This window comes from Runella aurantiaca (assembly GCF_003339505.1).
GTDB classification, from domain to species: Bacteria; Bacteroidota; Bacteroidia; order Cytophagales; family Spirosomataceae; genus Runella; species Runella aurantiaca.
In genome coordinates this window covers 68838-95284 of the sequence record NZ_QPIW01000016.1, presented here as the reverse complement: position 1 = coordinate 95284, position 26447 = coordinate 68838, and the positions used below count along the sequence as shown (strand labels likewise).

At 46.4% G+C, this 26447-nt stretch carries 24 protein-coding genes; 14 read left to right on the top strand and 10 right to left on the bottom strand.

All coding sequences use genetic code 11. The features are described 5' to 3' along the window. Window positions 1-26: 26 nt before the first annotated feature. Both DVG78_RS18620 and pbfA read right to left on the bottom strand, forming a co-directional pair. Window positions 27-959, bottom strand: a complete 933-nt coding sequence (locus DVG78_RS18620) for a carbon-nitrogen hydrolase family protein (RefSeq protein ID WP_114462555.1) — start codon at window positions 957-959, stop codon at window positions 27-29. A gap of 2 nt (window positions 960-961) precedes the next feature. After that, on the bottom strand, window positions 962-2320 hold the full coding sequence (gene pbfA / locus DVG78_RS18615; RefSeq protein WP_114462554.1) for a (R)-1-hydroxy-2-aminoethylphosphonate ammonia-lyase: 1359 nt from the start codon (window positions 2318-2320) through the stop codon (window positions 962-964). A gap of 180 nt (window positions 2321-2500) precedes the next feature. Here pbfA and DVG78_RS18610 point away from each other — a divergent pair, with 180 nt between their 5' ends. Genes DVG78_RS18610 through DVG78_RS18600 form a run of 3 tightly spaced genes read left to right on the top strand, consistent with a single transcriptional unit; the run spans window position 2501 to window position 3769 of the window. Then, window positions 2501-2704, top strand: a complete 204-nt coding sequence (locus tag DVG78_RS18610; RefSeq protein WP_114462553.1) for a hypothetical protein — start codon at window positions 2501-2503, stop codon at window positions 2702-2704. A 43-nt stretch (window positions 2705-2747) separates the two neighbouring features. Next, window positions 2748-3230 (top strand): RNA polymerase sigma factor, encoded by a 483-nt coding sequence (locus DVG78_RS18605; protein ID WP_114462552.1) that lies wholly within the window; start codon window positions 2748-2750, stop codon window positions 3228-3230. Beyond that, a complete protein-coding gene (locus DVG78_RS18600; protein WP_114462551.1) occupies window positions 3227-3769 on the top strand; it encodes a hypothetical protein in 543 nt (180 codons plus the stop codon). Before DVG78_RS18605 ends, DVG78_RS18600 begins: the two co-directional genes overlap by 4 nt. A gap of 285 nt (window positions 3770-4054) precedes the next feature. Here the strand turns inward: DVG78_RS18600 and DVG78_RS18595 are convergent, their stop codons facing one another. Together DVG78_RS18595 and DVG78_RS18590 are read right to left on the bottom strand one after the other, a co-directional pair. Then, the gene (locus DVG78_RS18595; RefSeq protein ID WP_114462550.1) at window positions 4055-5149 is read right to left on the bottom strand and encodes an AI-2E family transporter; all 1095 of its coding nucleotides are present in this window, start codon (window positions 5147-5149) and stop codon (window positions 4055-4057) included. 127 nt (window positions 5150-5276) lie between these two features. Next, window positions 5277-6737 carry an META domain-containing protein gene (locus tag DVG78_RS18590; RefSeq protein WP_114462549.1) on the bottom strand — a complete coding sequence of 487 codons (1461 nt, stop codon included), beginning with the start codon at window positions 6735-6737 and terminating at the stop codon, window positions 5277-5279. Between the two features lie 207 nt (window positions 6738-6944). Here DVG78_RS18590 and DVG78_RS18585 point away from each other — a divergent pair, with 207 nt between their 5' ends. Beyond that, entirely contained in the window at window positions 6945-8714 is a 1770-nt protein-coding gene (locus DVG78_RS18585; protein ID WP_114462548.1) for an AMP-dependent synthetase/ligase, read from the top strand. Between the two features lie 16 nt (window positions 8715-8730). Here DVG78_RS18585 and DVG78_RS18580 read toward each other — a convergent pair whose 3' ends face one another. The 6 genes from DVG78_RS18580 to ffh form a co-directional block, all read right to left on the bottom strand. Then, on the bottom strand, window positions 8731-11835 hold the full coding sequence (locus DVG78_RS18580; protein ID WP_114462547.1) for a ligand-binding sensor domain-containing protein: 3105 nt from the start codon (window positions 11833-11835) through the stop codon (window positions 8731-8733). Between the two features lie 68 nt (window positions 11836-11903). Next, window positions 11904-12881 (bottom strand): glycoside hydrolase family 43 protein, encoded by a 978-nt coding sequence (locus DVG78_RS18575; protein WP_114462546.1) that lies wholly within the window; start codon window positions 12879-12881, stop codon window positions 11904-11906. Window positions 12882-12926: 45 nt separating this feature from the next. Further along, a complete protein-coding gene (locus tag DVG78_RS18570) occupies window positions 12927-13856 on the bottom strand; it encodes a S66 peptidase family protein (protein ID WP_229598267.1) in 930 nt (309 codons plus the stop codon). 69 nt (window positions 13857-13925) lie between these two features. Beyond that, window positions 13926-14453 (bottom strand): NADH-quinone oxidoreductase subunit J family protein, encoded by a 528-nt coding sequence (locus DVG78_RS18565; RefSeq protein WP_114462545.1) that lies wholly within the window; start codon window positions 14451-14453, stop codon window positions 13926-13928. Window positions 14454-14473: 20 nt separating this feature from the next. After that, window positions 14474-14965, bottom strand: coding sequence for a hypothetical protein (locus DVG78_RS18560; RefSeq protein ID WP_114462544.1), 492 nt, complete (start codon window positions 14963-14965; stop codon window positions 14474-14476). A gap of 39 nt (window positions 14966-15004) precedes the next feature. Continuing rightward, the gene (gene ffh, locus DVG78_RS18555; protein ID WP_114462543.1) at window positions 15005-16318 is read right to left on the bottom strand and encodes a signal recognition particle protein; all 1314 of its coding nucleotides are present in this window, start codon (window positions 16316-16318) and stop codon (window positions 15005-15007) included. Between the two features lie 146 nt (window positions 16319-16464). On the opposite strand from ffh, the gene DVG78_RS18550 reads away from it, so the two are divergent. The 10 genes from DVG78_RS18550 (at window position 16465) to DVG78_RS18505 (ending at window position 26441) form a co-directional block, all read left to right on the top strand. Further along, window positions 16465-18636 (top strand): T9SS type A sorting domain-containing protein, encoded by a 2172-nt coding sequence (locus tag DVG78_RS18550; protein WP_114462542.1) that lies wholly within the window; start codon window positions 16465-16467, stop codon window positions 18634-18636. A gap of 147 nt (window positions 18637-18783) precedes the next feature. Continuing rightward, entirely contained in the window at window positions 18784-19152 is a 369-nt protein-coding gene (locus DVG78_RS18545; protein WP_114462541.1) for an NADH-quinone oxidoreductase subunit A, read from the top strand. A gap of 86 nt (window positions 19153-19238) precedes the next feature. Then, window positions 19239-19784, top strand: coding sequence for an NADH-quinone oxidoreductase subunit B (locus DVG78_RS18540; protein WP_114069742.1), 546 nt, complete (start codon window positions 19239-19241; stop codon window positions 19782-19784). A gap of 58 nt (window positions 19785-19842) precedes the next feature. Next, complete coding sequence (locus DVG78_RS18535) at window positions 19843-20343, top strand: NADH-quinone oxidoreductase subunit C (RefSeq protein ID WP_114462540.1); 501 nt, start codon at window positions 19843-19845, stop codon at window positions 20341-20343. Between the two features lie 74 nt (window positions 20344-20417). Beyond that, window positions 20418-21650 carry an NADH dehydrogenase (quinone) subunit D gene (gene nuoD, locus DVG78_RS18530; protein ID WP_114462598.1) on the top strand — a complete coding sequence of 411 codons (1233 nt, stop codon included), beginning with the start codon at window positions 20418-20420 and terminating at the stop codon, window positions 21648-21650. A 12-nt stretch (window positions 21651-21662) separates the two neighbouring features. Further along, window positions 21663-22163, top strand: coding sequence for an NADH-quinone oxidoreductase subunit NuoE family protein (locus DVG78_RS18525; RefSeq protein WP_114462539.1), 501 nt, complete (start codon window positions 21663-21665; stop codon window positions 22161-22163). 21 nt (window positions 22164-22184) lie between these two features. Next, window positions 22185-23525, top strand: a complete 1341-nt coding sequence (nuoF, locus tag DVG78_RS18520) for an NADH-quinone oxidoreductase subunit NuoF (protein WP_114462538.1) — start codon at window positions 22185-22187, stop codon at window positions 23523-23525. A 31-nt stretch (window positions 23526-23556) separates the two neighbouring features. After that, window positions 23557-24648, top strand: coding sequence for an NADH-quinone oxidoreductase subunit G (locus DVG78_RS18515; RefSeq protein WP_114462537.1), 1092 nt, complete (start codon window positions 23557-23559; stop codon window positions 24646-24648). Window positions 24649-24708: 60 nt separating this feature from the next. Next, complete coding sequence (gene nuoH / locus DVG78_RS18510) at window positions 24709-25806, top strand: NADH-quinone oxidoreductase subunit NuoH (protein WP_114462536.1); 1098 nt, start codon at window positions 24709-24711, stop codon at window positions 25804-25806. A gap of 56 nt (window positions 25807-25862) precedes the next feature. Continuing rightward, a complete protein-coding gene (locus DVG78_RS18505; protein WP_114462597.1) occupies window positions 25863-26441 on the top strand; it encodes a NuoI/complex I 23 kDa subunit family protein in 579 nt (192 codons plus the stop codon). Window positions 26442-26447 lie beyond the last annotated feature (6 nt).

Below are 26447 nucleotides of genomic sequence, written 5' to 3'. Positions count from 1 at the left end.
ACCAACGGCTTTTTTATGGAAGCCAATCACTTCACTTTCAACATGTCCGGTTGCCCCACCACTTTCAGTTGAAAAACATCATTTCGGGAATAATGCCCCACGACGTCAAAATCCAGTTTGCTTTTGGCCAAAACTGAAAAGTCCAATTCGGCAGTGAGTAAACCTTCTTCGTTCCAAAGCGGCCCCGCCAAGACCTCACCCAACGGTGAAATAATGACGCTGCCGCCACTGCTCATGATGGCAGGCTCGTGTATCAAATCTGCCTGAAAACGTTCGGGGTAATCTGATTTTTGAACAAACTGATTAGAAGCCAACACAAAACAACGGCCTTCCAACGCAATGTGCTGCATGGTCGATTGCCACGATTCGCGAGAATCGGCCGTTGGCGCGAGGTAGATTTCCACGCCACGTTGGTACATCGACATCCGCGCCAGCGGCATGTAATTTTCCCAACAAATCAACCCTCCTATTTTACCGATTTCGGTATCAAAACTGACCAATGTACTACCGTCGCTTTCGGCCCAAATGTAGCGTTCTAAGCCCGTAGGCTTGAGTTTGCGGTGTTTGCCGATGAGATTGCCCTGTTTATCAAAATACAGCAATGCACAATGCAACGACCCGCCCACGCTTTCGCGCTCGGTAACGCCCAAGGCCACAAAAATCCCTGCCCTGCGGATGGCTTCACCGATTTGTGCTACATAATGCGACGAAGTTTCGAGGCTATTTTCCCAATACTCCAACCATTGATTCCGACTCTTTTCGGTACGGCGTCCCACAATGGAATCAAAGTCTAACCCACGCGGATAACAGGGAATAAAGGATTCGGGAAAAAGCAACAACTCACAGCCTGCGGCAGCTCCTTTTTCTATCCACTCAATGACAAGTTGAACGGTTTTCTCAATGTCAAACAACGCAGGTGTGGCCTGAACCACACCTACTTTTATCTTTTTGTGTTGCATTTTTACTTGGTTTCTTCGCCTAAAGCATCGTCTATGGTATCAATGATAAAATCGCATTGGTCCTGCGTAAGAATCAGAGAAGGGCGCAGTGTAATGACATTGCCTTCGATGATTTTGAAGGCCAACCCGCGCTCCATGCAGCGATACATAATGCGCTCGGCCTCTTCGTAGGCCCGCTCTTTGGTTTTGCGGTCTTTGACAAGGTCGATGCCGATGTGAAATCCCTTACCCGCCACGTTGCCGATGAGCGGGTATTTATCCTGCATCTCCCGAAAAGCATTCATCAGATACTCACCTTTGGAAGCGGCATTTTCGACGAGGCGGTGCTCCTCAATAAATTCAATTTCGGCCAATCCCGCCGCGCAACAAAGTGGGTTTTTCTCGTGCGTAAAATGCCCGATAGAGCTATCTTGCAGTACGTTATATTCAGATTTAGAAACAATTCCCGCAAACGGCAGCATACCACCACCCAACGATTTGCCCAATACCAGCACGTCGGGCGTGACGTAATGCTCACTGGCAAACATTTTTCCCGTACGCCCCAAACCTTCGATGATTTCGTCAAAAATCAAGAAGATTCCTTCACGGTCGCAGAGGCTGCGGATTTCTTGCCAATAGTTTTGAGACGGTACAACGGGCGTGGACGAAATCGGCTCGGCCACGATGGCCGCAATGTCGGGTTCGTTGCGAATAATGAGCTTGATTTGACGCAGGTATTCTTCGTCGATGGCGTCAGTATCTTCCCATTTCCACGGATTGCGGTAGTAGTTGGGAAACTCCGCGTGCAGCGCCCCGGGCACCATCGGCCCGTTGCCTTTCAGAAAATGTGCCTGTCCGCTGACGGCCCCCGACTGAAAGCCCGTGCCGTGGTAGGCATCCCAGAAGGAAATGGTTTTCCACTTGCCCGTGATTTGTTTTGCCAACATCACCGCCATCTCAATGGCTTCCGAACCGCCCGGACAAAAAAGCACTCGATCCAGTCCTTCGGGTGTAATTTCAGTCAGTTTTTTAGCGAGTTGAATAGCGGGAATGTTGGTATATCTTCGGGGCGTAAAAGCCAACGCTTCCGTCATTTGCCGAATCATCGCTTCCACTACCGCAGGATTGTTAAAACCCGCATTATGGACGCCGTTGCCGTGCATATCCAAGTATTTTTTGCCGTTGAGGTCATAGATATACGCTCCTTCGGTCTTAGAAAGCACGTTCATGACGGGCGTAGAAAGCGCCTGATGAAAGAAATATTTGGCATCTTCTCCCAGCCAATGCAGGGTTTGGGCATCCAACGATTTCGTATACAAATGGCGTTGCTCGGAAGAATTAATATCACCTTGGTCTTCGGAGATTAGGTTTTCGGGGGTCATGGAATGTGGTTTGGAAAGTTAGATAAAAGTGTACCTAAGCCGTGGTTGTAAAGATAAAAGAATTATCATGAACAGGCTTCGGGTCATTTGTTATCCGTTGGTATCAATTATTAAAAAAAATTCGGTCAATGTAAGTTTTCAGTTTGTTCTGCTACTAATTGTTCAAAACATAAAAACAAGATGAAACTATTTAAATACTCCGCCATTGTTCTTTTGCTTTATTGCGCAGCATGTAGCAGTGAATCCTCCCCCGAAGGCCGATCAAAAATACGCGATGAAAAACTCCAAGTTGAAATCGAGCATCTGAACCGGCAAAACAAGGCTGTTCTTGACAGCATCAGCGCTATTCGCAGTGAATTAAACGCGCTGAAAAATCAAAGATAACTATCTTACTTTTCGCGAATTACTGATATGATTAAAACAGACTATGAATGAAACCGCATTCTTAACCCTCATGGCCGAGCACCAAGGGATCATTCATAAAATATGCCGACTCTACCGTGACAGCCGCGAAGATCGTGAAGACCTTTTTCAGGAAATTACGTTCCAGCTTTGGAAATCGTTTCCTTCGTTCAAAGGCAACTCTCTGATCAGCACGTGGTTGTACCGCATTGCTTTAAATACAGCCATCGCTTCTTATCGAAAAGAGAAGCCGACTATCGACTACGTTGAGACATTGCCCGAATTTGCCGAAGAGCCTCAAAACGAAGAGCTTATACTACGCCAAGAGCGTTTACTTACCGCCATGAAGCAGTTAAGTGAAAGCGAAAAAGCAATTATTGCACTCTATTTGGATGATCTGAGTTATCTGCAAATTGCAGAAATCCTTGGAATCAGCGAAAACAATGTGGGCGTTAAGATCAATCGAATAAAAACGAAAATTCAACAACTTTTAGCAAAAGAATCATGAACTCCGACGAATTAAAATCGACTTGGAAAGGCATAGCGCCACCCGCCAAAACAAATGAAGAAATCAAACTGATGCTGCAGGAAAACAGACATCCGGTCTTGAAAGGAATCAGAAAACAACTTACCATTGAGCTGTTGGGCTGGTCTGCCTTTTTAGTTTGTTATTATACTATGTTTGACGGCGCAACAAGACCTCTGCCCATCAATATCATTTTGGTGATTGTGTTAGTGATCTCTATCGCCCATACGCTATACGGCTATGCACTGGTCAAGTACCCGCGAAATGGCGACGCTCTTACGGCTTCGCTGGAAAAGCATATTTCCCGTATCAAACTATACGCAATCGGGTCGCTGATTTCAAGAATTTGCTACGCTGCCGGCTTGTTGTTATTCTTTACGTATTCATTAGAATTCACTACTATCAAATACTATTCTTTGGCCGCGATTATCCTCGTATTCATTGTTCAATTGGCATTTTTATACAGAATTTGGGCAAAACGAATAAAGGGGCTTAACGAAACATTGGCCGGTCTGTCCTGAGGTTTTGGAAACGTAAGCGTTGCCAAGTTTCGAATTTTGTTTTATTATCCAACGATTGATTATAAAGGCTGCGTTGCTCGGAAGAATTAATATCACCTTGGCCTTCGGAGATTAGGTTTTCGGGGGTCATGGAATGGGGATTATGCTATTTTCGTTTTTGTTGAAAAATATAGCTTATTTTCCATTTTTCATCCCAATAAGGTCAAAATAAAAACCTTATTTGACAAAATTTTGTCAAATAAGGTTAAAATATCAAAAACCATCACCTTATTTTCAGTTAAAGAATCACGATTTTTTGACCCGCACTTTAATCGTATCTATAAAACTACTTTTTTTCTTTTTCTTTTCTTCGCCAATCAAAAAACCATAGGGTTGTAAGGGCTCAATATTATCAAAAACAACTTTGGCAATGCCCACCAAAGGAATAGCCATTACCATTCCCGCCACACCCCAAACCAGCTCCCCAACCACAATGGCAATAATGGTAAACAATGGATTAATTTTGACTTGTGCTCCTACCACCAACGGTTCTAAAATATAGGTTTGCAGAAATTGAACCGTTCCGTAGGTAAGTACAATCCCGAGCACCATTCCCGAATCACCTCCCTGCGAGAGTGCGCCAATGACGGTCAGCGTGGTGCCCGTAATGTTGCCTACAAAAGGTACTATTTCAAACAAACCGCAAATCATGGCAAAAAAGAGCGCATTTTTTACGCCGATTATCGAAAATCCAACGCCGTACATCACCCAAAGCATGGCAATCATCATGGCCATCCCCAAGAGATATTGTTGAGCCACGTGCGACGCATCGCTGATGATTTTATTGCCTTTTGCTTTTTGGTCAACGGGCACCATTTTTAGCATGAATTGCTTCAAGTGCGTGCGTGAATACATCAACAAAAAAGTATAAACCAGCACCAATACCATGTCCACCAACAGACTCGTAGAAGAACTCATGACCGACAACACCATTTTTCCGGCATTGCCCACCCCCGACGATTGCTGCTGCTTTAGCAATTCTTTTTGTTTTTGGGGAGAGAGCCCGAATTGATTACTCAATGTCTCTTGCAATTTCTTTTCTAACTCCCCAACGTACTGTTGCATTTTCGGGAGGTCATCGACAAAACTGGCAATTTGCCATGAAAGTATCCCAATAATTCCCATCACAACAACGACTGAAAAAAGAAGGCAAAGAAAGGTGGCCAACCCACGCCCCATCCCTTTCTTTTCCATCCAACGGCCCAGTGGCAGCATCAGCATCGCAATAATGCAGGCCAGCGCCAAGGGCACTAAAAAGGGTTTGGCAAAGTGCAAGCCAGCGATACCCAGAAAAAAAAGGGCAAGAACTTGAAGGGCTTTGAAAAGCGACGAGGTGTGCATAGCGTTGTGACTGAATATAAATCGACCGATTTGTTATTGCCGAGAATCCTAGGTCAATGTTACTAAAAAAATCAGTCTACAATACACCACTTCAGTTACAGAGTAACGAGTTTTTCCCTTCCTACTCCTACTTCCTCACAAACCGCATCACGGCAATATCGCCCATGATAAATGTCAGCGTGTTTTCGTTAATGGAGTACATATTTACTTTTTTCAATGTCTCCAGAAAGCGATTTTCACCCTCACCGGGGCAAAACATCTTGGTCAAAGCCATGGGTGAATTGAAATTGAGCTTGTCACCGTCGGCATTGAGTTTACCCGAAAAACGGTTACAGCCCGTGTTTCCGCTCACTTGCCCCTTGGCTCCGTCAAATATCATCATGGGCTTTGTGTTGGGATACAGGCTATCAAAAAGCACCGAAGCCTCTGCAATATAGTTGAGTTCCCAAGTTCCGTCAAGGGGTGAGGCGGCCGTCATGCTTTCATTGTGGGTGTTAAGTTTTTCGGTCAAATACAGGTACGGCGGGTGGAAATGGTGCGCAAAAATTTTCTCTTTGCTTTCGGGGAAGCGTTGGTAATAGTCCTCGTCGGCCTTCAAAATAATCGTATTTCCCGTGCGTACGTAGTGGTTGCTGTTGTAATACGCCGGCGGCGGAGTGAAGCCCGTCATGTTTTGGCTTACAATCGTCGAGGCCATTTTTTCGAGGTATTTTTGGTAATTTTTATTGGCCTTATACGTCGGCTTACTGAGCTGATTATACGCATATTTGAGGGCGAGGTTTTTGGGGAATTTTTGCTTTTTGATAATGCCCTTGGCCCCCACAAACGGATTCGTCACGTTAAAATCGTCGATGGTCTGAATAGAAATGGGCACTTCTGGCACCCAGTCCGCAGAATTGACGACGTTGTAGGCCCAGCCGTTTTGGGTCAACGACTCGTACTCATACGCAAAATACAGATTTCCGGGCTTGGGGGCAGCGCTACAATAGGTTTTGAAGCGAATGTCGGCAGGAATTGCCTTTTGCTTTTGCAGACTGTAAACGTAAGCCGTCAATAAATACGCAATGGCTCCCCCCTGACTATGCCCCATGATGATGACATCTTTGATGCCTTTTTTGTAACAAGAATCTATTTTTGACAAAATATCCTTCGACATCGTGGCCGTACCAAGCAACCACCCCACATGTACGGCGGCTTTGGGGTCTGACGAAAGTTCGTATTTGAAAATTTCGCTTTGGTTCAATTGCAATTCGCCCTTGGCAGGTACCATCGCGGCGTAGAAATTCGCCAGCCAACTCACTTCTTTCTCGGTCGTTCCTCGGATACTGATTACGGCAATGGTATTGTCGTTGTGCGTCCATAAGTCCCACGTATTGTCCAGCCCAACAATGGGCGAACGGTACACCGATTGGTAATTGGTGGGCGCAGGAAAAGCCGCAACGTAGGCAGGAGCGCCAAACCGGGCCGATATTTTCAGCATTTCGATATATTCGGCTTTGTCAAAACCAGGCCGGAGGCGTTGCGCCTGAAGGCCATTACCCAATAAAAACAAACATCCAACAAGAAGAATAAAATAGAAGGTTTTCATGCGAGAGGGGTGTTTAATAGTTAACCGTTCATAACGAAGAATGACTCATCAAAAGTTAAAACTAAATTACGGCCAAAAAGTTGAACGAATCAACGGTCTACCATTTTTCAATGGTTACTGTTTCATTTTTTACCGTCAAATAACTTTGTTCTTCATACGTCTTCTTTTTTTACTTTACTTTACGCCCAATCAATCTCCTCCAACAACATGCAAACCGTTGCTACCCGTATATTTGATTTTTTAGACCTCTACGTCAAACCACAAAATAAGCCCGATACGCTGGCCTGTAAACGACACGGCGAATGGGTTACGTTTTCGTCACAACAGTTTTGCGAAGAGGTCGACAAAGTCAGTTTGGGCCTCATCCAGTTGGGTGTACAAGCAGGCGACCGCATCGCAATCGTGTCAGAAGGTCGCCCCGAATGGAACATTGTAGACTTTGGTATTCAGCAAGTTGGAGCAGTTTCGGTGCCAATTTACCCTACCCTGACACTCGACGATTTTCAATATATTTTTCACGAAGCCGAAGTAAAGTTCGTATTTGTGGGCGACGCGGGCCTGTTTAGAAAACTGATTGACGTGGTGGCTACGGCCCCTTCTGTAGAAGAAATGTACACATTTGATGCCGTCAAAAGTGCCAAAAATCTTACCGATGTCATGGGCAAAGCCGACGAAGCCAATCGCCCCAAGCTCGAAGCCATGAAAGCCGCAGTCCACCCCGACGATTTATTGAGCATTATTTATACCTCAGGCACCACCGGCGACCCCAAAGGAGTCATGATTTCGCACCGCAATATTTTGAGCAATGCCGAAGAAGGTCGGAAGCTGATTGCCTTTGGTCCCGAAGCCCGGGCTTTGAGTTTTTTGCCGCTCAATCACGTCTTTGAGCGGATGGTCCAGTACGTATATTTGCGCTCGGGCATTTCGATTTATTACGCCGAAAGCGTGGCCACCATTGCCGAAAACCTGCGCGAAGTGCACCCTACGGTGCTCTCGACGGTGCCACGTCTACTCGAAAAAGTATACGACAAAATCGTGGCAAAAGGCTACGAGTTGTCGCGGGTTTCGCGCAATATCTTCCTGTGGGCCTTGGATTTAGGGTTAAAATACGACCCCAACAAAGACATGGGCTGGTGGTACAACACCCAACTTTCGTTGGCCAAAAAACTGGTTTTTAGCAAATGGCAAGAGGCCCTCGGCGGTAAACTCCAGATGATTGTGGTCGGGGCCGCGGCCACTCCGCCGCGCATTGCCAGGGTGTTTTGGGCGGCGGGAATTCCCGTGTGTGAGGGCTACGGACTGACCGAAACCTCGCCCGTGATTTCCTTCAACCGCTTGTATCCCCAACAGGAAATTCGCATCGGCACCGTCGGGATGGTGATTGATGGCGTGGAGGTAAAACTCGCCGACGATGGCGAAATTTTGGTCAAAGGCCCCAACGTTATGAAGGGATATTACCGCAAACCCCACCTGACTGCCGAAGCGATTTCGGCCGATGGCTGGTTTCACACGGGCGACATCGGCCAGTGGGTCGATGATAAATTTTTAAAATTGACCGACCGAAAAAAGGAAATATTCAAAATCTCGGCTGGAAAATACGTAGCCCCGCAGGCCGTTGAAGCAAAATTGAAGGAGTCATTTTTTATCGAACAGGCGGTAGTTCTCGGCGACGGACAGAAATACGCCGCCGCCCTAATTGTCCCTTCTTTTGACGCCATCAAAGAGTTTTGTCGAATCGAAAACATTACCTATACCTCTGACGATGAGATTCTTAAAAACGAAAAGGTAAGTGCTAAAATTCGGAGTGAAATAGAAAACGAGAACAAGGAATTGGCCCCCTACGAGCGCGTAAAGAAATACCATTTATTGGCCCGCGAGTTGACCGCCGCCAATGGCGAACTAACCCCCACCCTGAAACCCAAGCGGAGAATCATCCAAGAAAAATACAAAGCTGAGATTGAAGAGATGTTTGCGTAAAAAACGGAGAAGTTGACTATTTCCGAAAAAACTTCTGAATAGCGTCGAAAATATCCTGCGGGTTGGGGAGAGAAAAAGCGGGAAATCTGGGATACAGCGGAATTTGAATAAAGACTGCGTTTCCTTCTCCCACGATGGGCGTCCACACAATCTGGCCTCGCAAAACCGCCACTCTCGATTCGATATTGCCAATGCCCAGCCCTTGTTTTGCTTGGCTGTACGTAAATCCTTTGCCGTCGTCGAAGTAGTCAAAATGAATAATATCGTCGTCAAGATGGACCCGAATTGTAATTTTTTTTGCTTCGGCGTGTTTAAGGGTATTATTCATCAGTTCCTGCGTGACTCGATACAGGCCCGTTTCAATTTCGGCAGGAAAACGTTCGGGCAAACGCGACGCATCTACTTCTACACTGACCTCCCCCGATTGCCTGATTTTTTCGGCCAAAGCCTCTACGGCGGCCGCATAGCCGTATTGTTCGAGCATTCGGGGGCTGAGTTCCCGCAGCATCCGCCGAATATCTACGATAGAATCATTGATGATTTCGAGGGTCTTTTTCTTGATTTCCTGACTTTCGGGATGGTCAGAAAGGTATTTTGTCAGCGACGACGCGTATAATTTCAGGGTTGCCAAGCGGGCACCTACTTCGTCGTGCAGGTCTTGGGCAATCTGCTTCCGCTCTTGTTCCTGCGCCTCAAGGGCAATTTTTAGGCGTTCTTGCTCCTTCTGTTTTAAGCTGACGAGGCGGTTTCTGCCCGCCATAAACGCCACATAACCCACCAGCCCTGTGCAAAAAATGTAGAACCACCACGTTTGCCAAAAAGGAGGATTTATGCGAATGTACAGTGTCTTTTCACTGTCACTCCACACCCCGTCTCGGTTGGCGGCCGACACCCTAAATACGTATTTGCCATGAGAAAGATTGGCATAACGAACGTAATTTCGATCATTGCTGATGATCCACTTTTTATCTAATCCTTCCAATTTATAACGATAGGTATTTTGCCCATTGCTGTAATAATCAATGGCCGCAAACTCCATCGAAAGGGTGTTTTGATCGTAAGACAGCGAAATTACATCAGTTTCGTTAATTTGTTTTGCCAGAGGATACCCGCCTTCATTCACTTTAAAATTATATAAATGAACGCTCGGTTTAAAGGAAAGTTTTCGAATTCGTTCAGGGAAAAAACTATTAAACCCTTTGACCCCACCAAAAAAAATCTCCCCTTCTTTGCTCATTGCAAAGGCGTTTCCGTTGTATTCATAGCCCTGAATCCCGTCGGTTAGGTCAAAATTGCGAAATTGACGCGTTTGAATATCCAACTGCGAAATCCCGTGGTTGGTGCTGAGCCACAAATTCCGTTGTTTATCAGACACAACGCCATAAATGTACGAATTGGCAATACCATGACGCTCGTCGTAAAACGTATACCGGCGGTCGACTGGATTCAGTTCAATCAATCCTTTTTCAGTACCAATCCAAAGTTTTCGGCTCACAGTATCCTCTCGTATTACGTTGATATTGAACTGCTTCATTCCTGAATACACCTGTTTCCACTGTCGGTTCTGGTATTTAAAACCATACAGTCCCTCAAAATAAGCCGAGAGCCAAATGGTAGAATCTTTGGCCTGATAGACCGAAAACACATTCCTATTTTTCAAAATCGGCGACTCCGAAAACGTTTTGGTCTTGGGGTCAAAAATCCACGGGCCAAGCGGAGTTCCTAAAAACAAGCGTCCATCCGACAACTCCAGAATATTGCGGGTATAGTTGTTTCGGGAAGGATTTTGGTCAAACTGGTATAATTGAAATTTTTCGGTTTTAGCGTCAAATTGCATCAGTCCGCCATAGGTTCCCAACCACATTTGATTTTGGCTGTCGCGGAAAAACGATTTAATAAAATTGACGGAAGGCAGCGAAGGCGAATTCGATTGAGTCAGATAACGTTTAAGAATGGTTCGATTTTTGGGATTTAGTACCGCGATACTCCCCTCGGTTCCAATCCACATATTTCCATCGGGGGCTTGGATTATGCACCGCACCGAAAAGTTGTCTAACCTCCTAGTTGGGGGCAAGTTGGGGCTGTCTGTAATCTTATAAAAAATCGAAGCGTTAGGGATAATTTTAAGCAGTCCGTCGGGGTCAACATTGGCCCAAATGATGCCCCGATTATCAACATATATTCTGGTAATTTCATAATTATCCAAATTTCTCGGCGTCACATGAGGCAAATAAACCGCCTGTAGCTCTCTTTTTTTGGTGTCAAAATTCCAAAATCCGTTGCGCTGCGTACCAATCCAAAGTTTATGATTGATTCCTTCGGCAATGCTGTACACCGCACCCAAATTTCGGTTATCGGGTGTTTTATCAAACAACTGAAACTCTCCGCAAGCAGGGTCGAGTCTAATCATTCCCCGCAATGACCCCAGCCAGACAATATTTTTAGAATCTACGTATAAACAAATGATATTCAGCGGGTAACCTAGTTTATTCTCCGCGTGGTCACTGAAATAATAATGGTATTTTTTTTCTTTAATGCTATATTTTACCACCCCCTTCGTGCCCACCATCCACACATCCCCCGCAGGGGTGCGGGTGGTCCAGTCGATGTAGTCAAAATCCTGAGTAATAAATACTTTGGGGGCTACCACGCGGTGCTTCCCCGTTTTAAATTCATACGCCAAGATACCGTCGCCTTCGCGTATGTACCAAAGCTCATCCGCATTAACATAAAAAGGAGACGTACGGCGTTTTATGCCTTTTTGGGATTTGTCTATCACCAAGCGAAAGCGGTCAGTGGCTCGTTCGTAACAGTTGAGTCCTTCTTCCGTACCTAACCATACGTTTCCTTGCTTATCTTCCACCAGCCCCGCAATATTGACTCCATGCAGCGAATACGGGTCTTTCACGTCGGGTTTATAGACCCTAAACGTGTGTCCATCGTAGCGATTGACCCCATCTTGGGTACCAAACCACATAAACCCACGCGAATCTTTGAGCATGTGGTAGGGAGACCCTTGCGATAGTCCCTGATTCACCCCAATATGCTCCAAACGGTAGTCTTGCGCCCACCCTTTCAGACCCACACCGATTGCTACTATGAGGACGATGAATTTGTACAAGGCCGTAGAAAAGTTTAAATCAACTTCTTCTAATTGAAAGCGTTAGGCAGCAAGTTACAAAAAATATACTATTTACCGAGAAGGCGTTTCCCTACTCCTTCGTTGGTAATCACTACGGGTTTTATCAAACCATTCTCATCAAAAAACAGCTGGTCCATACAGGTTACGCGGGCATTTCCGTCGGTTTCACCCAACGGACGGCGGTGGTAAACAATGTACCATGTATCGTCTTTTTCGTGATGAATCACCGAATGATGCCCCGCGCCCGTGGCTACTTTCGGGTCTTGCTGCAATATCTTTCCAACGCGCTTGAAAGGACCAAAAGGCGAATCGGCGATGGCATACGCCACGCTGTAATTGGGGCCTGTCCAGCCACCTTCCGACCACATAAAGTAGTATTTCCCGTTCTTTTTAAACATAAACGGGCCTTCTACGTAGTTTTCGGGCGTAATTTCTTTAAATGTACTTCCGTCTTCAAAAGGGACAAAGCCCGTAAAATCGTCTTTCAATTTAGCAATGTTACAGTGCCTCCATCCTCCGTAGATGAGGTAATAATTGTTGCCATCTTTGTACACAAACTGATCGATGGGTTGCGCTCCGTTATGAAATTTATCAATCAGCGGTTTGCCAAGATAATCCGTAAATGGCCCCGCTGGGTGGTTGGCCACCGCTACCCCGATACCGCCTTTTTCTTTGTCACTTTGAATGTCGTTAGCTCCAAAAAACAGGTAGTATTTACCGCCTTTTTCAATGATGGAAGGAGCCCACATGGCGCGTTTTGCCCATTTGACGCGGGCGGTATCAAGAATTGTTGAATGCTTGGTCCAGTGAATCAAATCAGGCGAAGAGAAGGCATCAAAAAAAACTTGCTTGTTGTACGGAGCAGAAAACGTTGGATAAATCCAGTATTCCTTACCAAAAATAATCCCTTCGGGGTCGGCATACCAACCCTTAAAAAGAGGGTTTCCAGAAGTCTCTGCGGTGTTTTTTTGGGCGTAGAGTTGAGCGGTGAGCAACAAAAGTGATAGAAACAGTATTTTTTTCATAGAATGGTTGGGGTTTTAAAAAGTAAAACAGGGTTAAAAGAAGAATCAATTTACAAAAATCAATCTTGTACTTTCGGACTTGACTGACAGTTGAGCTTCCCGCCCCACCATCATAGCGCGGTTGTCGGGCACGTGGCCTACGGGAAAATCAAAGCAAACGGGATAATCATATTCCGCTACAAATTCAGCAATTATCTCATTCGCATTTTTGCCGAATTTGATGGTATCATTGTCTTTCATATCCGTAAATTGCCCCACAATCAGTCCTGCCAATTGGTCTAATTTTCGGGCCCTTTTGAGCTGCACCATCATGCGGTCGAGGTTGTAATAGGTCTCTTCTACATCTTCGATAAAAAGTAGCTTGCCTCGGGTGTCCAATTCCGAAAGCGAGCCAATCAAATGCGCCAAGAGGCATAAATTCCCACCGACTACTTGCCCAGTAGCGGTACCAGTCCGATTGAAAGGATGCGCAACTACTTCATACTGTAATGGTTCTCCCCAAAGTGCCTTTCGCAGCGTCTCCACGGCATTGGAGGCCCCTTCTTGTCCAAATAGCTTTGGCATAGTGGCGTGTAAACTTTCAAACGATAGGCGATGAAGATGGCAATGCAAGGCCGTTATGTCACTGAACCCTACAATCCATTTAGGATATTTTTTGAATTCCCTAAAACTCAGTCCATCAATGAGTTTAGAGCTTCCGTACCCTCCCCGTGCCGAAAAAACAGCTTTGATATTCGGGTCGTCCATCATGCGCTGAAAGTCGGCGCGACGCTCATCGTCTGTACCCGCAAATTGGTGGTAACTTGTCCGTAACGTAGCGCCTTCTACCACTTCAAGTTGCCAATCTTCCCGTAGCATTCGCAAGCCTTCAAACAACGCATCGTACGATACCTGACTCGCCAACGCCAATACACCCACACGGTCGCCCGCTTGTAAATAAGGAGGTCGTATCACTTTATAGGAATTATAAATCATAAAGAAAATTTCGGCAAGACATTCAACCTCTACGGCTTTGCATGAATATAAATCAGAGGTTTACGTCCTTCATTTCTCACGCTGCGCCGCAATATAGGCCGCCCCCACCAGAGCCATCAACAACAAAAGTCCCGCAACCTCAAAAGCCCATACGTGCGTAGTCATCAAATGAACTCCAATACTTCGTAACGTAGAGCGCTGCGGTGTAAACTCTGCCAACTGCGGCGAGTGGATAATCATAAAATTAGCGTTGAGAATAACCCAAAACAACACACCAAAAATACCCAAAGCCACTAGCCCGCCCCAAAATTGATTCAGGTGACTGGTCAGCACAAGGTTTTTCTTTTGGTTGCTTTCGCGGTCGGGACGGTAGGTGAGCATAATCCCGAAAATAAGCAAAACCAACACGCCACCTACGTAAATCAAGATTTGCGTAATGGCCAAAAAATCGGCACCCGCCAACACAAACAGCGCCGCAACACCCAACAACGTCAGAAAAAGGCAAAGCGCCGCATACATAACATTGCGGGTAAATAGTATCGTCAATGCCGCACCGATGGACAGCGCCGAAAAACCATAAAATGCAATCTCAGCCATTATGAATTAAAATAAAGTAGCTACTCTTTCCGTCCAAAAGTGTACACAACGCCAAGGTTACTTTTTAAAACGCCAGAATCAAATTTCCGCACCACATAAGGTGCCAGTTCAAACGCGATCCGCACGTTGGGGACCGATTTAAACGGAGCCACGCGCGTGCCGATGTTGAGCGAATACCCTTCCACAATATTGTTGGTCTGGTTGGCAAGCACCCCGATGAAATTAAAACGAATTCCACCCCCCAAATACACCTGATAGTTTTCCTTGCGCGAAAGGTTGACCATCGGCAAAATTTCGGTACTTAAACTTCCAAAAAGCGTGTTGGTTTGAAGCCGAACGTCCAGCCAAACAGGCTTAACGGGATTGGTACTGACGGACAGCAATCCGTTCCAAGGATAATATCCGATGGACTGGGCATTGGCCATGGCGCTTAATCCAAACAATACCAAAAAAATCCCCGACCAACGTCTTTTTTGGTCGGGGAATAAAAACTGAAAATTTACCTTTATCATAAGAGCAACGGCTACAATCACTTTTTACTCTATTCTTTATTACTTCACCTTCAGTTTTCCCATTTTTTCCATCGTGTTCATCTTTTTCATCATCTTCCGCATTTCGTCAAACTGCTTGAGCAGGTTGTTGACTTGCTGGAGTGACGTTCCGCTACCGCCCGCGATGCGTTTTTTGCGACTTCCGTCAATCACATCGGGATTTTCGCGCTCTTTGGGCGTCATAGAATGTATGATGGCTTCAATGGGCTTGAACGAGTCGTTGTCGATTTCCATGTCTTTCATGGCCGACCCCATCCCCGGAATCATCCCCAACAAATCCTTGACGTTACCCATCTTTTTGATTTGTTGCAATTGCCCTAAAAAGTCATTAAAGTCAAATTTATTGGCCCGCATCTTAGCGTTGATGCGCTTGGCTTCGTCTTCGTCAAAGGCTTGCTGCGCGCGTTCCACCAATGAAAGCACGTCGCCCATGCCCAAAATCCGACTCGCCATACGGTCGGGATAGAAGCTGTCGAGAGCTTCCATTTTTTCACCCGTCGAAATATATTTGATGGGCTTGTCTACAATCTGCCGAATCGAAAGGGCCGCTCCACCGCGGGCATCACCGTCCAATTTCGTCAATACAACTCCGTCAAAATTCAGGCGCTCATTAAAGGTTTTGGCCGTATTGACCGCATCCTGTCCCGTCATTGAGTCGACCACAAAGAGGATTTCGCTTGGTTTGATGGAAGATTTGATATTTTCCACCTCCTGCATCATCACCTCATCAACGGCCAAACGACCGGCGGTATCGACGATGACAATCTTCTTGCCCGATTTTTTCGCGTGAGCAACCGCATTTTGAGCAATCGAAACGGCATTTTTGCTATCTGGCTCCGAATAAACTTCAACGCCGATTTGTTCTCCCAATACCTTCAACTGGTCAATCGCCGCTGGGCGGTAAATATCGCAAGCCGCCAACAGCACCTGACGCCCCTGCCGCTTGAGCATGTGGGCTAGTTTTCCCGAAAAAGTCGTTTTACCTGACCCCTGCAAACCCGCAATCAAAATAACGGCGGGGTCGCCTTTGATATTGATGGCTTCGGCCTGTCCACCCATGAGCGCGGTCAGCTCTTCGTGGACAATTTTTACGAACATTTGCCCCGGCTCAACCGCAATCAGGATTTTTTGGTCGAGGGCTTTCTCTCTTATTTTATCCGTAATTTCTTTGGCAACTTTGAAGTTAACGTCGGCGTCTACCAATGCCCGGCGCACTTCTTTTGTCGTTGCCGCTACGTTAATATCTGATATTCTATCTTTCCCTTTAAGGGTCCGAATGGCTTTGTTTAATTTATCCTGTAAGCTTTCAAACATAATAACCGATAAGTAAAATGAGGGGACAAATTTAGTGAATCATGCGTTCAAACCATAATATCTTTATTATCGTGTGTGAAAAGTATTGTTATAATCTTAAATTTGCGCGGCAAAAACACCAAAACTCTTAAAGTTACCCTTACATTATGATGCAAAAAAACACTACCTATTGGCGCTGCTTGAATGTGTTATTAGTCACTTTATTAACAGTAGGTACGTTGACAGCTCAGATAAAAATTACGTTCCCGGTAGAACGGGCCGTTTTTCAACGTAACAACGCAAACCAAGCCTCCATCTCCATCGGGGGATATTATACGCAGGCCGTCGACCGCATTGAAGCCCGTCTTGTTCCGGTTTCGCCAGGTCAAGGTCAAGCCACCGACTGGACCACCATCGAATCCAATCCCAAAGGCGGTGTATTTTTAGGCACTTTAACGGGCCGGGGCGGTTGGTATACGCTCGAAGTTAGGGCGTTTTTTGGGGGCGTAGAAGTGGGTCGCGATGCGCTCAGTAAATTAGGTGTCGGCGAGGTATTTTTAATTGCTGGTCAATCAAACGCGCAGGGCTTTTTCGGTTTTGGCGCTCCCGCCGTCAACGACGACCGCGTAAATACCATCACTTGGGATAACCAAAACTCCGACCGAACCAATAACCTCACGTTTTCATTCACCCGACTTACCGCCGAGGGAGTTATTGGTCCACGCGGCCGCAGCTCGTGGTGCTGGGGGCCTTTGGGCGATTTATTAGCCAGAAAATTAAACGTTCCTATCTTATTTATGAACGCTGGATGGATTGATACATCTACCCAAAACTGGTTGGATTCGGCCAATGGCAAACCAGTCAAAAACCGAATAAACGAGGATTTACCCGCTGGGATGCCCTATCTCAACTTAAAAAATGCCCTCCAATATTACGGCTCTATTCTGGGCCTGCGGTCGGTATTATGGTTGCAGGGAGAAAATGATGCCGCAGCCAATGTAACAAAAGATGCGTACCAAAATTCTTTGCAAGGCTTGGTAAACGTAGCCCGTATTGAGCAAGGCGAAGTACTTTCTTCACTGCCTTGGGTATTATCCCGCACCTCACGGTATGCCATCAATACCAGTTCATTTACCTCTCAATCGGTGATTGATGCCCAAACGGCCATCATCAATATCCCTTTTAATAAATCCTATCCAGGCCCATTTACTGACAATATTCAGGTACCAAGGCCCCTTTTAAATCCCATAAACGGCTCTATTGACCTCGTTCACTTTCAGGGACAAGGACTAATGGATTTGGCCCAAGCGTGGGACAATTCTTTACAACCTAGCTTTTTTGCTACCGTAGTTCCAGTATCACCCCGCCCCGCCCGCCCGCTTACTGTTACTTGTAACTCTGGCAACGTTAGTTTTAACATCAAAGCTCCCGACGGCTTCGTGTCTTACCGATGGGCAAATGGAGAAACCACCCAGACCATCACCGTACAGGGAGCAGGCACCTATCAGGTAACCATGAAAGACAATGCAGGTAATACTTATCTTACTCCTGCATTGGTGGTAACTGAACCCTCCGTAAGACTTCCCGAGCCAGTGGTTACGCCAAGCGGCGAGCAAATCATTTGTGCTGATTCTTCAATTGCCTTAACGGTGAATGTTTCGTCGGTAAATACCGTCACCTGGAGCAACGGTCTCGTTGGTCGAACCATCAACGTAAAAACGCCAGGCACCTACACCGCCCGCCTGAGCAATATTTACGGATGTAGTTCACCTACACTTTCTGCACCAGTGACCATCAAAACCATCAGCATTCAAGCCCCAAAACTCATCCAATCGGGCCCGTATAGTGTTCAGGCCACGCCAGATAGCACCATATTTTCATTTGCCGACACAAAAGTCTCAGGCATTACGTGGGATTGGCGGCAAGGCGGACGAAGCCTTACGGCTACTGAGTCAGCGATTAAAGTAACCCAAACGGGCGAATTTACCACACGCTCAAGAGTGACGTTTGTGGCCAATTCTGGTGGAAGCGCCCGTACCTGCCTTTCTCCCTTTTCTGCTGCTGTACTGTATCAACCTACGGGAGAAACGGCTGAAGGCTTAGTGGTTTACCCAAATCCAAGTCGTTTGGGCAAAGTTGCGATTGAAACGCTCGAAGATTTAACCGATGTAGAAATCACCGTCACGTCGTTGAGCGGACAGGTTGTTTACTCTGGCAAATTTCCAGATTTGAAAATCCGCAAAGAAATTGACCTTAGTTATGTCAATGAAGGAGCTTATATTCTTAAATTATCTTCAACGACGCTTAAACAATCTAAAAGAATTATCATTGATAATTGATATTTTTGGGGCTTCTGCGTTATGCAGAAGCCTTTCTTATTAATTTTACGTCGTCGTTTTAAAACCTGTGTACAAACATTTGGTTTGATTAAACGACAGTTGTAACTTTGGGTTATCTAACCTGCATCAACCAATCACCAAACCGTAATGAATTACCTACCCTCCGATTATCTCCCCATTTTGATTCAACTTGGTCTTGCGCTCGCTTTTATTGTGGGCACGATGCTCGTCACGCACTCCATCGGACCTAAGCGTAACAGCAAACTGAAAGATGAAGCCTTTGAGTGCGGTATTGAGTCTCAGGGAGACGCCCGCACCCCCATATCCATCAAGTATTTTTTGGTCGCCATTTTATTCGTCTTGTTTGATGTAGAGGTCATTTTTATGTATCCTTGGGCGGTCAACTTTATCAAACTCGGCAGCGATGGATTTATAGAAATGATTCTGTTTATGGGACTGCTCTTAGCAGGTTTTTACTACATCATCCGCAAAGGAGTATTGGAGTGGGAAAAGTAAACTAAAACCATCAACAGTCCGAATCAGTTACTGAAATAAGACTTGTTTATTCAGGCCATCGGTCGGTGAAATAACGAAAGAAAAACATGACACAAGATATTAAAATAGTAGAAGCTCCCGAAGGCTACGAAGGCTCGGGGTTTTTCGCCACCTCATTTGATAAAGTTGTAGGGTTGGCCCGTAGCCACTCGTTGTGGCCCCTGCCGTTCGCTACTTCCTGCTGCGGCATCGAGTTTATGTCAACGATGGCCTCTCGTTACGATTTGGCCCGTTTTGGGTCGGAGCGCCCGAGCTTTTCGCCGCGTCAGGCTGATATGCTGCTGGTAGCGGGAACCATTGCAAAAAAAATGGCCCCCATCCTGAAGCAAGTATATCTTCAAATGGCCGAACCTCGCTGGGTGATTGCCATCGGTGCCTGTGCGTCTAGCGGCGGAATTTTTGACACCTACAGTGTATTGCAGGGAATTGACCGGGTGATTCCCGTCGATGTGTACGTTCCTGGCTGCCCGCCCCGCCCCGAACAAATTTTGGAAGGAATTATGCAGGTACGTGAACTGACGCATAACGAGTCGCTTCGCCGTCGCAACGGGCCCGAATACCAAGCGTTGTTGGCCTCTTATAACATTCAGTAAAAAGTTAAACGTTATTCATTAACCGTTTAAGGGTTAGGAGTTAACATCTCAAGTAACTATGCTTACAAACCAATCTGTAGCCGAAGAAATCATCAGAAAATTTGGAGACGACGTGTTCGATTTTGAAGAGCCGTTTGGAATGCTGACCTTCAGTACAACGCGTGAACAAATTATCCCGATGTTGGAGTACTTAAAGGCGCACCCCCAATTTCAAGTAAATTTTCTCACCGACATAATGGCTATCCATTATCCTGACAAGGTTGGTCAGGAATTTTGTATAGTTTACCATACGCATAGTTTCATTCATAACTTCCGAATCCGCATCAAAGTTTTTCTGGCTGAGGCCGATGTTCATATTCCAACGGCGACAGGCCTTTTTGCCTCTGCCAACTGGATGGAACGCGAAACGTATGATTTTTTCGGAATTTTGTTTGACGGGCACCCCAATCTAAAGCGCATTCTGAACATGGACGAAATGGATTATTTCCCAATGCGCAAAGAATATCCCCTCGAAGATCCAACGCGTGAAGATAAAATTGATGCTTTGTTTGGAAGATAACCTTTAAGACGTTTGACATTGAACATCGACGCTGCCCATCAATGTTGGTTGTTCAACATCCTAAGTCCAAAAAAATGACAGAAACTGCAGTTGCCCCCAAAGATACCGCCGACCTCGCCCAAGGCGAAAAGGTACAATACGTCAACGAACTTACGACCCTTAACCTAGGCCCCACCCACCCAGCTACGCACGGTATTTTTCAGAACGTGCTGACGATGGATGGCGAAAAAATCGTGGCAGGTGAACAAACCATCGGGTACATCCACCGTGCTTTTGAAAAAATAGCCGAGCGCCGACCGTTTTATCAGATTACCACCCTCACCGACCGCATGAATTACTGCTCCTCTCCTATCAACAACATGGGATGGCACATGACGGTCGAAAAACTCCTGAGCATTGAAGTACCCAAGCGTGCCCAGTACATCCGGGTTATCATGATGGAATTGGCTCGTATTGCCGACCACATCGTTTGTAACGGTATTTTGGGCGTAGATACGGGAGCATTTACGGGCTTTTTGTACTTGTACGAAAAACGCGAAGATATTTATGAGATATACGAAGAAGTATGCGGTGCCCGCCTGACGACCAACATGGGGCGTGTGGGTGGCATGGAGCGCGATTTGAGCACGACCGCCATTCGTAAAATCAACGACTTCCTCAAAACGTTTCCACCAGTTCTTAAAGAGTTTGAAAAACTGTTTAACCGTAACCGTATTTTCATGGATCGTACCATCGGCGTGGGCGGAATTTCGGCCGAGCGAGCGATGAGCTACGGATTTACGGGTCCAAACTTGCGAGCGGCGGGCGTGGATTATGACGTGCGAGTGATGAGTCCTTATTCATCTTACGAAGATTTTGAATTTGACATTCCCGTAGGACAGCACGGCGATACATACGACCGATACATGGTTCGTAACGAAGAAATGTGGCAAAGTCTCCGCATTATTGAGCAAGCCATGAAAAACCTTCCCGAAGGGCCTTATTACGCCGACGCCCCTGAGTTTTATCTGCCTCCCAAGAAGGAGGTATACCGCAGTATGGAAGCCCTCATCTATCACTTTAAGATCGTGATGGGCGAAATTGAAGCACCAGTGGGTGAAGTTTACCACGCCGTAGAAGGCGGCAACGGAGAGTTAGGTTTTTACCTCATCAGCGACGGTGGCCGTACGCCTTACCGTTTGCACTTCCGCCGTCCAAGCTTTATTTATTATCAGGCTTATCCTGAAATGTGCATTGGAAGTACCATTTCCGACGCCATTGTCACCATGAGTAGTCTAAACGTGATTGCAGGAGAGCTGGATGCTTAATTGACTTAGAAAATGACCGATACCACCACCCCCATCACTTTTACCCCTGAGCGGCTTGCCAAAGCGCAGGAAATCATCGCTCGTTATCCCGCTGGAAAACAAAAATCTGCCCTTCTACCGTTATTGCACCTTGCCCAGGAACAATACGGATGGGTTAGTTCCGACGTAATGGATTATGTTGCGGGTTTGCTTTCCATATTACCAATTGAAGTATACGAAGTAGCTTCATTCTATACAATGTTTCACCTTGACCCTGTCGGCAAACACGTGATAGAATATTGCCGTACGGGTCCTTGCTGCCTGATGGGTGGAGAGGATGTCTATGGCCATTTAAAGCAAAAGTTGGGCATTGATACGGGTGAAACCACTCCTGACGGCAAATTTACGCTCAAAGAAGTGGAGTGTCTGGCCGCGTGCGGTTGGGGGCCTGTTTTTCAAATTCGTGAGAAATATTACATGAATTTGACCAACGGAAAAGTGGATGAAATAATTGAAGAATTGAGTAAAGACTAACAGATTTTCTGAATCCTAATCATGGCAGTTAAAATTCTCACCGAACATATCAACGTCCCCGGTATCAACACCTTCGATGTCTATCGCAAAATGGGTGGTTATGCCGCCGTTGAAAAGGCATTGAAAAAAATGACTCCCGAAGAAATTGTCGAGGAAGTCAAAAAATCGGGCGTACGCGGTCGAGGTGGCGCAGGATTCCCGATGGGGATGAAATGGAGCTTTCTGGCCAAACCCGAAGGTGTACCCCGCTACTTAGTCTGCAACGCCGACGAGTCGGAACCCGGGACGTTCAAAGACCATTTTTTGATGCGCGAAATTCCCCACCTTTTGATTGAGGGAATGATCGTATCTAGCTTTGCCCTTGGGGCCAACAAGTCATTTATTTACGTACGCGGCGAATTGATGTACGTAATTCAAATTCTCGAAAAAGCCATTGCCGAAGCAAAAGCAGCGGGTTTTTTAGGAAAAAACATCCTAGGTTCTAGCTATGACCTTGAGTTGGTTGTGCAGCCCGGCGGCGGTGCCTACATCTGCGGCGAAGAAACCGCTTTGTTGGAATCACTGGAAGGCAAACGTGGAAACCCCCGCAACAAACCGCCATTCCCCGCCGTAAAAGGACTTTATCAATCCCCCACCGTTGTAAATAACGTAGAATCCATTGCCAATACGCCTTGGATTGTTAATAATGGCGGCGACGCCTACGCCTCTCTGGGAGTCGGACGCAGCACGGGAACCAAACTTATCTCGGCCTCTGGCCACATCAATAAACCCGGTGTGTACGAAATCCCACTGGGAATTACCGTTGAAGATTTTATTTATGCCGACGAATGGTGCGGTGGCATTCGCCCAGGTCATCACTTAAAAGCGGTGATTGCGGGAGGTTCATCGGTGCCCATTTTACCCGCTAATCTGATTCTAAATCTTGCCAATGGCGATAAACGCCTAATGACCTATGAGTCGTTGTCGGACGGTGGTTTTGCCACAGGTACCATGCTTGGCTCGGGTGGCTTTATTGCCATGGACGAAACCTCTTGCGTGGTTCGAAATACTTGGACGTTTGCTCGTTTTTACCACCACGAATCCTGCGGACAATGCTCGCCTTGCCGCGAAGGAACGGGTTGGATGGACAAAGTGCTCGAACGTATCGAACACGGTAAAGGAAATATGCACGACATTGATTTGTTGGTGGATGTGGCTAAAAAGATTGAAGGAAACACTATTTGTCCCCTAGGAGACGCCGCTGCGTGGCCCGTTGCCTCCGCCATTCGTCACTTCCGTGATGAGTTTGAATGGCACGTAAAGCATCCACAAGAGGCCACTCAGCCCGGAGCCGTTTATCGCGGTGCCATGGAATTAGTGTAACATTGACTTAAAAAGGAAGTTGACCAAAAATATGGAAAATACCGCACCCCAGTTGTTCAAAATTACATTCGACGGTATCGAAATCGAAGTACCGCCGGGAACAACTATCATGCAGGCTGCTCGTCAGTTAGGGCCGCACTACGCCCCCCCTGCCATGTGCTATTATGAGCCACTCAAAGGAACAGGTGGTAAGTGCCGGGCTTGCTTGGTAAAAGTAACCGCTGGGTCAGCGAAAGACCCCCGCCCCATGCCTAAATTGGTGCCTTCATGCATCACCACCGTTCAGGATGGCATGGTAGTCGAAAACACCACCAACGAATCTGTGCTGGAAACACGTCGCGGAATCGTGGAATTTTTGTTGATTAACCACCCACTTGACTGCCCTGTGTGTGACCAGGCGGGCGAATGTCATTTGCAGGATTTTGCTTTTGAGCACGGTCGTGTTACAACCCGCTACGAAGAAGAACGCCGCACCTTTGAAAAACAGGACATCGGCCCTTATGTACAGTTGCACATGACCCGCTGTATTCTGTGTTACCGTTGCGTATTTACGGCCGACCAGATTACCAATAAACGGGTGCATGGCGTAATGAATCGCGGCGACCACGCCGAAATCAGTACGTACATCGAGAAAGCCATCGACAATGATTTTTCAGGCAACGTGATTGACGTATGTCCTGTGGGCGCTTTGACCGATAAAACCTACCGTTTCAAAAGCCGCGTGTGGTTCAGCAAACCAGTTGAGGCGCATTGCGACTGCGAAAAATGCAGCGGAAATGTAACACTTTGGTACCGGGGCGACGAAGTAATTCGGGTAACTGCCCGCAAAAATGAATGGGGTGAAGTAAAAGAATTCATCTGCAACACCTGTCGTTTTGAACGTAAAAAAACCAGCGACTGGACGATTGAAGGCCCAACCAAAATCTCGCGCCACTCGGTCATTATGGCCAACAAATACCGCGCAGATGTGAAAAAACCTGCGTTTGGATTGAAAGTAGCCGAGGCCCAATACAAACAAATCGACGATTCTCGTCCGTATATTACCGATGGAACCACGATTCGAGAATTGAGCAAAGAAAATAACGCGAAAGCAAATCAGCGTTCACTCGCCGAGAATAATTAATTTTGAATTGACATTACGAGTTAGAAGAAAAGTGATTCTAACCTCCAACGTCCACTAACTATGACTATAGACGTCGCTCTTATCATTAAGGCAATTATTATATTGCTCATTTTTGGGATTACGCTTCTGATAGCGATGTACTCAACCTACGGAGAACGCAAGGTGGCGGCCTTCATGCAAGACCGTATCGGTCCCAACCGCGCGGGGCCGTTTGGTTTATTGCAACCGCTTGCCGATGCCGTCAAAATGTTTTTTAAAGAAGACTTCATCCCTTCTCAAGCCAGCAAGTGGCTTTTCATTTTAGGTCCGTGTCTTTCGATGTTGACCGCCTTGATGACGAGCGCCGTTATTCCGTTTGGCGACAGCGTAAAATATGAGTCAGCACCCGGCAAAGTATGGGACATTCCCGTGCAGGCAATTGACGTAAATATTGGTATTCTGTACGTTTTTGGCGTGGTTTCACTGGGTGTCTACGGAATTATGGTGGGAGGCTGGGCTTCCAACAATAAGTTTTCGTTGTTGGGTGCCATTCGTGCCGCATCCCAAAACATCAGCTACGAAATCTCAATGGGCTTGGCCATTATCGCCATTTTGATGATGACGGGTTCTCTTTCGATTCGCCACATTGTGGAGCAGCAGCACGGCGGCAACTGGAATATTTTCTACCAACCGCTCGGCTTTGTCATTTTTATCACCTGCGCGTTTGCGGAGTGTAACCGTACTCCTTTTGACTTACCAGAGTGCGAAACCGAGTTGATTGGTGGCTATCACACCGAGTACAGTTCGATGAAATTAGGCTTTTATCTTTTTGCCGAATACATCAACATGTTCGTTTCTTCGGCCATGATTTCTAGTCTTTACTTTGGTGGTTACAACTACCCCGGAATGGATTGGGTACAGGCGCAATTAACTGGGTCTTTGGGTGAAATAGCCGGCCACAACGTGGGCACGCTCATCGGAACGTTGGTCTTTTTTGCAAAATCGTTGTTCTTCGTATTCTTTTACATGTGGGTACGCTGGACATTGCCGCGTTTCCGTTATGACCAATTGATGAATTTGGGCTGGAAAGCACTCATTCCGTTGGCCATGATAAATATTATTCTAACGGGAGGTGCTATTTTATTCCTGAAGCCGTTGATAGTGAGTTTCTTAAAATAAATTTCGAAGATTTGACATTGGCCGCCAAGGAGCCCAACGTCCTAAATCATAAAAATATGCAATTAACAAATCGTTCGAAGCAAGTCAGCAACAAGCAAATGACCTTTGCTGAGCGGATTTATCTGCCCGCTATCGCTACGGGTCTGGGAATTACGATAAAGCACTTTTTTCAGAAAAAAGTAACCATTCAATACCCAGAAGTGAAGCAATTTCTCGGCCCAGTATTCCGTGGACGGCACGTATTAAAGCGTGACGAGCAAGGACGCGAGCGTTGCACGGCCTGTGGGTTGTGTGCCGTAGCCTGCCCTGCTGAGGCCATTTCGATGGTAGCCGCTGAGCGCGAAAAGGGGGAAGAAAAACTCTACCGCGAAGAAAAATACGCCGCCGTGTATGAAATCAACATGCTGCGCTGTATTTTCTGTGGTTTGTGCGAAGAAGCCTGTCCTAAACAAGCGATTTACCTGCGCCACGATGAGTTTGTTCCCGTATTTACCGAGCGCGACCAAGTGGTTTGGGGCAAGGATTTACTGGCCGAAAACATGAACAACCGCTATCTGCGCAAAGCATGGACCAAAGAAGAAGCACACGAGCAAGATTTGAAAGGTGTAGAGGCTGAACCAAGAACCCAACTGTAATTTTTA

Coding starts and splice junctions, on each gene's coding strand:
- DVG78_RS18565 (WP_114462545.1), bottom strand. CDS start 14,453: ATGGCTGAGATTGCATTTTATGGTTTTTCGGCGCTGTCCATCGGTGCG.
- DVG78_RS18605 (WP_114462552.1), top strand. CDS start 2,748: ATGAATGAAACCGCATTCTTAACCCTCATGGCCGAGCACCAAGGGATC.
- DVG78_RS18570 (WP_229598267.1), bottom strand. CDS start 13,856: ATGATTTATAATTCCTATAAAGTGATACGACCTCCTTATTTACAAGCG.
- DVG78_RS18595 (WP_114462550.1), bottom strand. CDS start 5,149: ATGCACACCTCGTCGCTTTTCAAAGCCCTTCAAGTTCTTGCCCTTTTT.
- DVG78_RS18585 (WP_114462548.1), top strand. CDS start 6,945: ATGCAAACCGTTGCTACCCGTATATTTGATTTTTTAGACCTCTACGTC.
- ffh (WP_114462543.1), bottom strand. CDS start 16,318: ATGTTTGAAAGCTTACAGGATAAATTAAACAAAGCCATTCGGACCCTT.
- DVG78_RS18600 (WP_114462551.1), top strand. CDS start 3,227: ATGAACTCCGACGAATTAAAATCGACTTGGAAAGGCATAGCGCCACCC.
- pbfA (WP_114462554.1), bottom strand. CDS start 2,320: ATGACCCCCGAAAACCTAATCTCCGAAGACCAAGGTGATATTAATTCT.
- nuoD (WP_114462598.1), top strand. CDS start 20,418: ATGACAGAAACTGCAGTTGCCCCCAAAGATACCGCCGACCTCGCCCAA.
- DVG78_RS18525 (WP_114462539.1), top strand. CDS start 21,663: ATGACCGATACCACCACCCCCATCACTTTTACCCCTGAGCGGCTTGCC.
- DVG78_RS18560 (WP_114462544.1), bottom strand. CDS start 14,965: ATGATAAAGGTAAATTTTCAGTTTTTATTCCCCGACCAAAAAAGACGT.
- DVG78_RS18515 (WP_114462537.1), top strand. CDS start 23,557: ATGGAAAATACCGCACCCCAGTTGTTCAAAATTACATTCGACGGTATC.
- nuoH (WP_114462536.1), top strand. CDS start 24,709: ATGACTATAGACGTCGCTCTTATCATTAAGGCAATTATTATATTGCTC.
- DVG78_RS18540 (WP_114069742.1), top strand. CDS start 19,239: ATGACACAAGATATTAAAATAGTAGAAGCTCCCGAAGGCTACGAAGGC.
- DVG78_RS18545 (WP_114462541.1), top strand. CDS start 18,784: ATGAATTACCTACCCTCCGATTATCTCCCCATTTTGATTCAACTTGGT.
- nuoF (WP_114462538.1), top strand. CDS start 22,185: ATGGCAGTTAAAATTCTCACCGAACATATCAACGTCCCCGGTATCAAC.
- DVG78_RS18550 (WP_114462542.1), top strand. CDS start 16,465: ATGATGCAAAAAAACACTACCTATTGGCGCTGCTTGAATGTGTTATTA.
- DVG78_RS18610 (WP_114462553.1), top strand. CDS start 2,501: ATGAAACTATTTAAATACTCCGCCATTGTTCTTTTGCTTTATTGCGCA.
- DVG78_RS18620 (WP_114462555.1), bottom strand. CDS start 959: ATGCAACACAAAAAGATAAAAGTAGGTGTGGTTCAGGCCACACCTGCG.
- DVG78_RS18590 (WP_114462549.1), bottom strand. CDS start 6,737: ATGAAAACCTTCTATTTTATTCTTCTTGTTGGATGTTTGTTTTTATTG.
- DVG78_RS18535 (WP_114462540.1), top strand. CDS start 19,843: ATGCTTACAAACCAATCTGTAGCCGAAGAAATCATCAGAAAATTTGGA.
- DVG78_RS18505 (WP_114462597.1), top strand. CDS start 25,863: ATGCAATTAACAAATCGTTCGAAGCAAGTCAGCAACAAGCAAATGACC.
- DVG78_RS18575 (WP_114462546.1), bottom strand. CDS start 12,881: ATGAAAAAAATACTGTTTCTATCACTTTTGTTGCTCACCGCTCAACTC.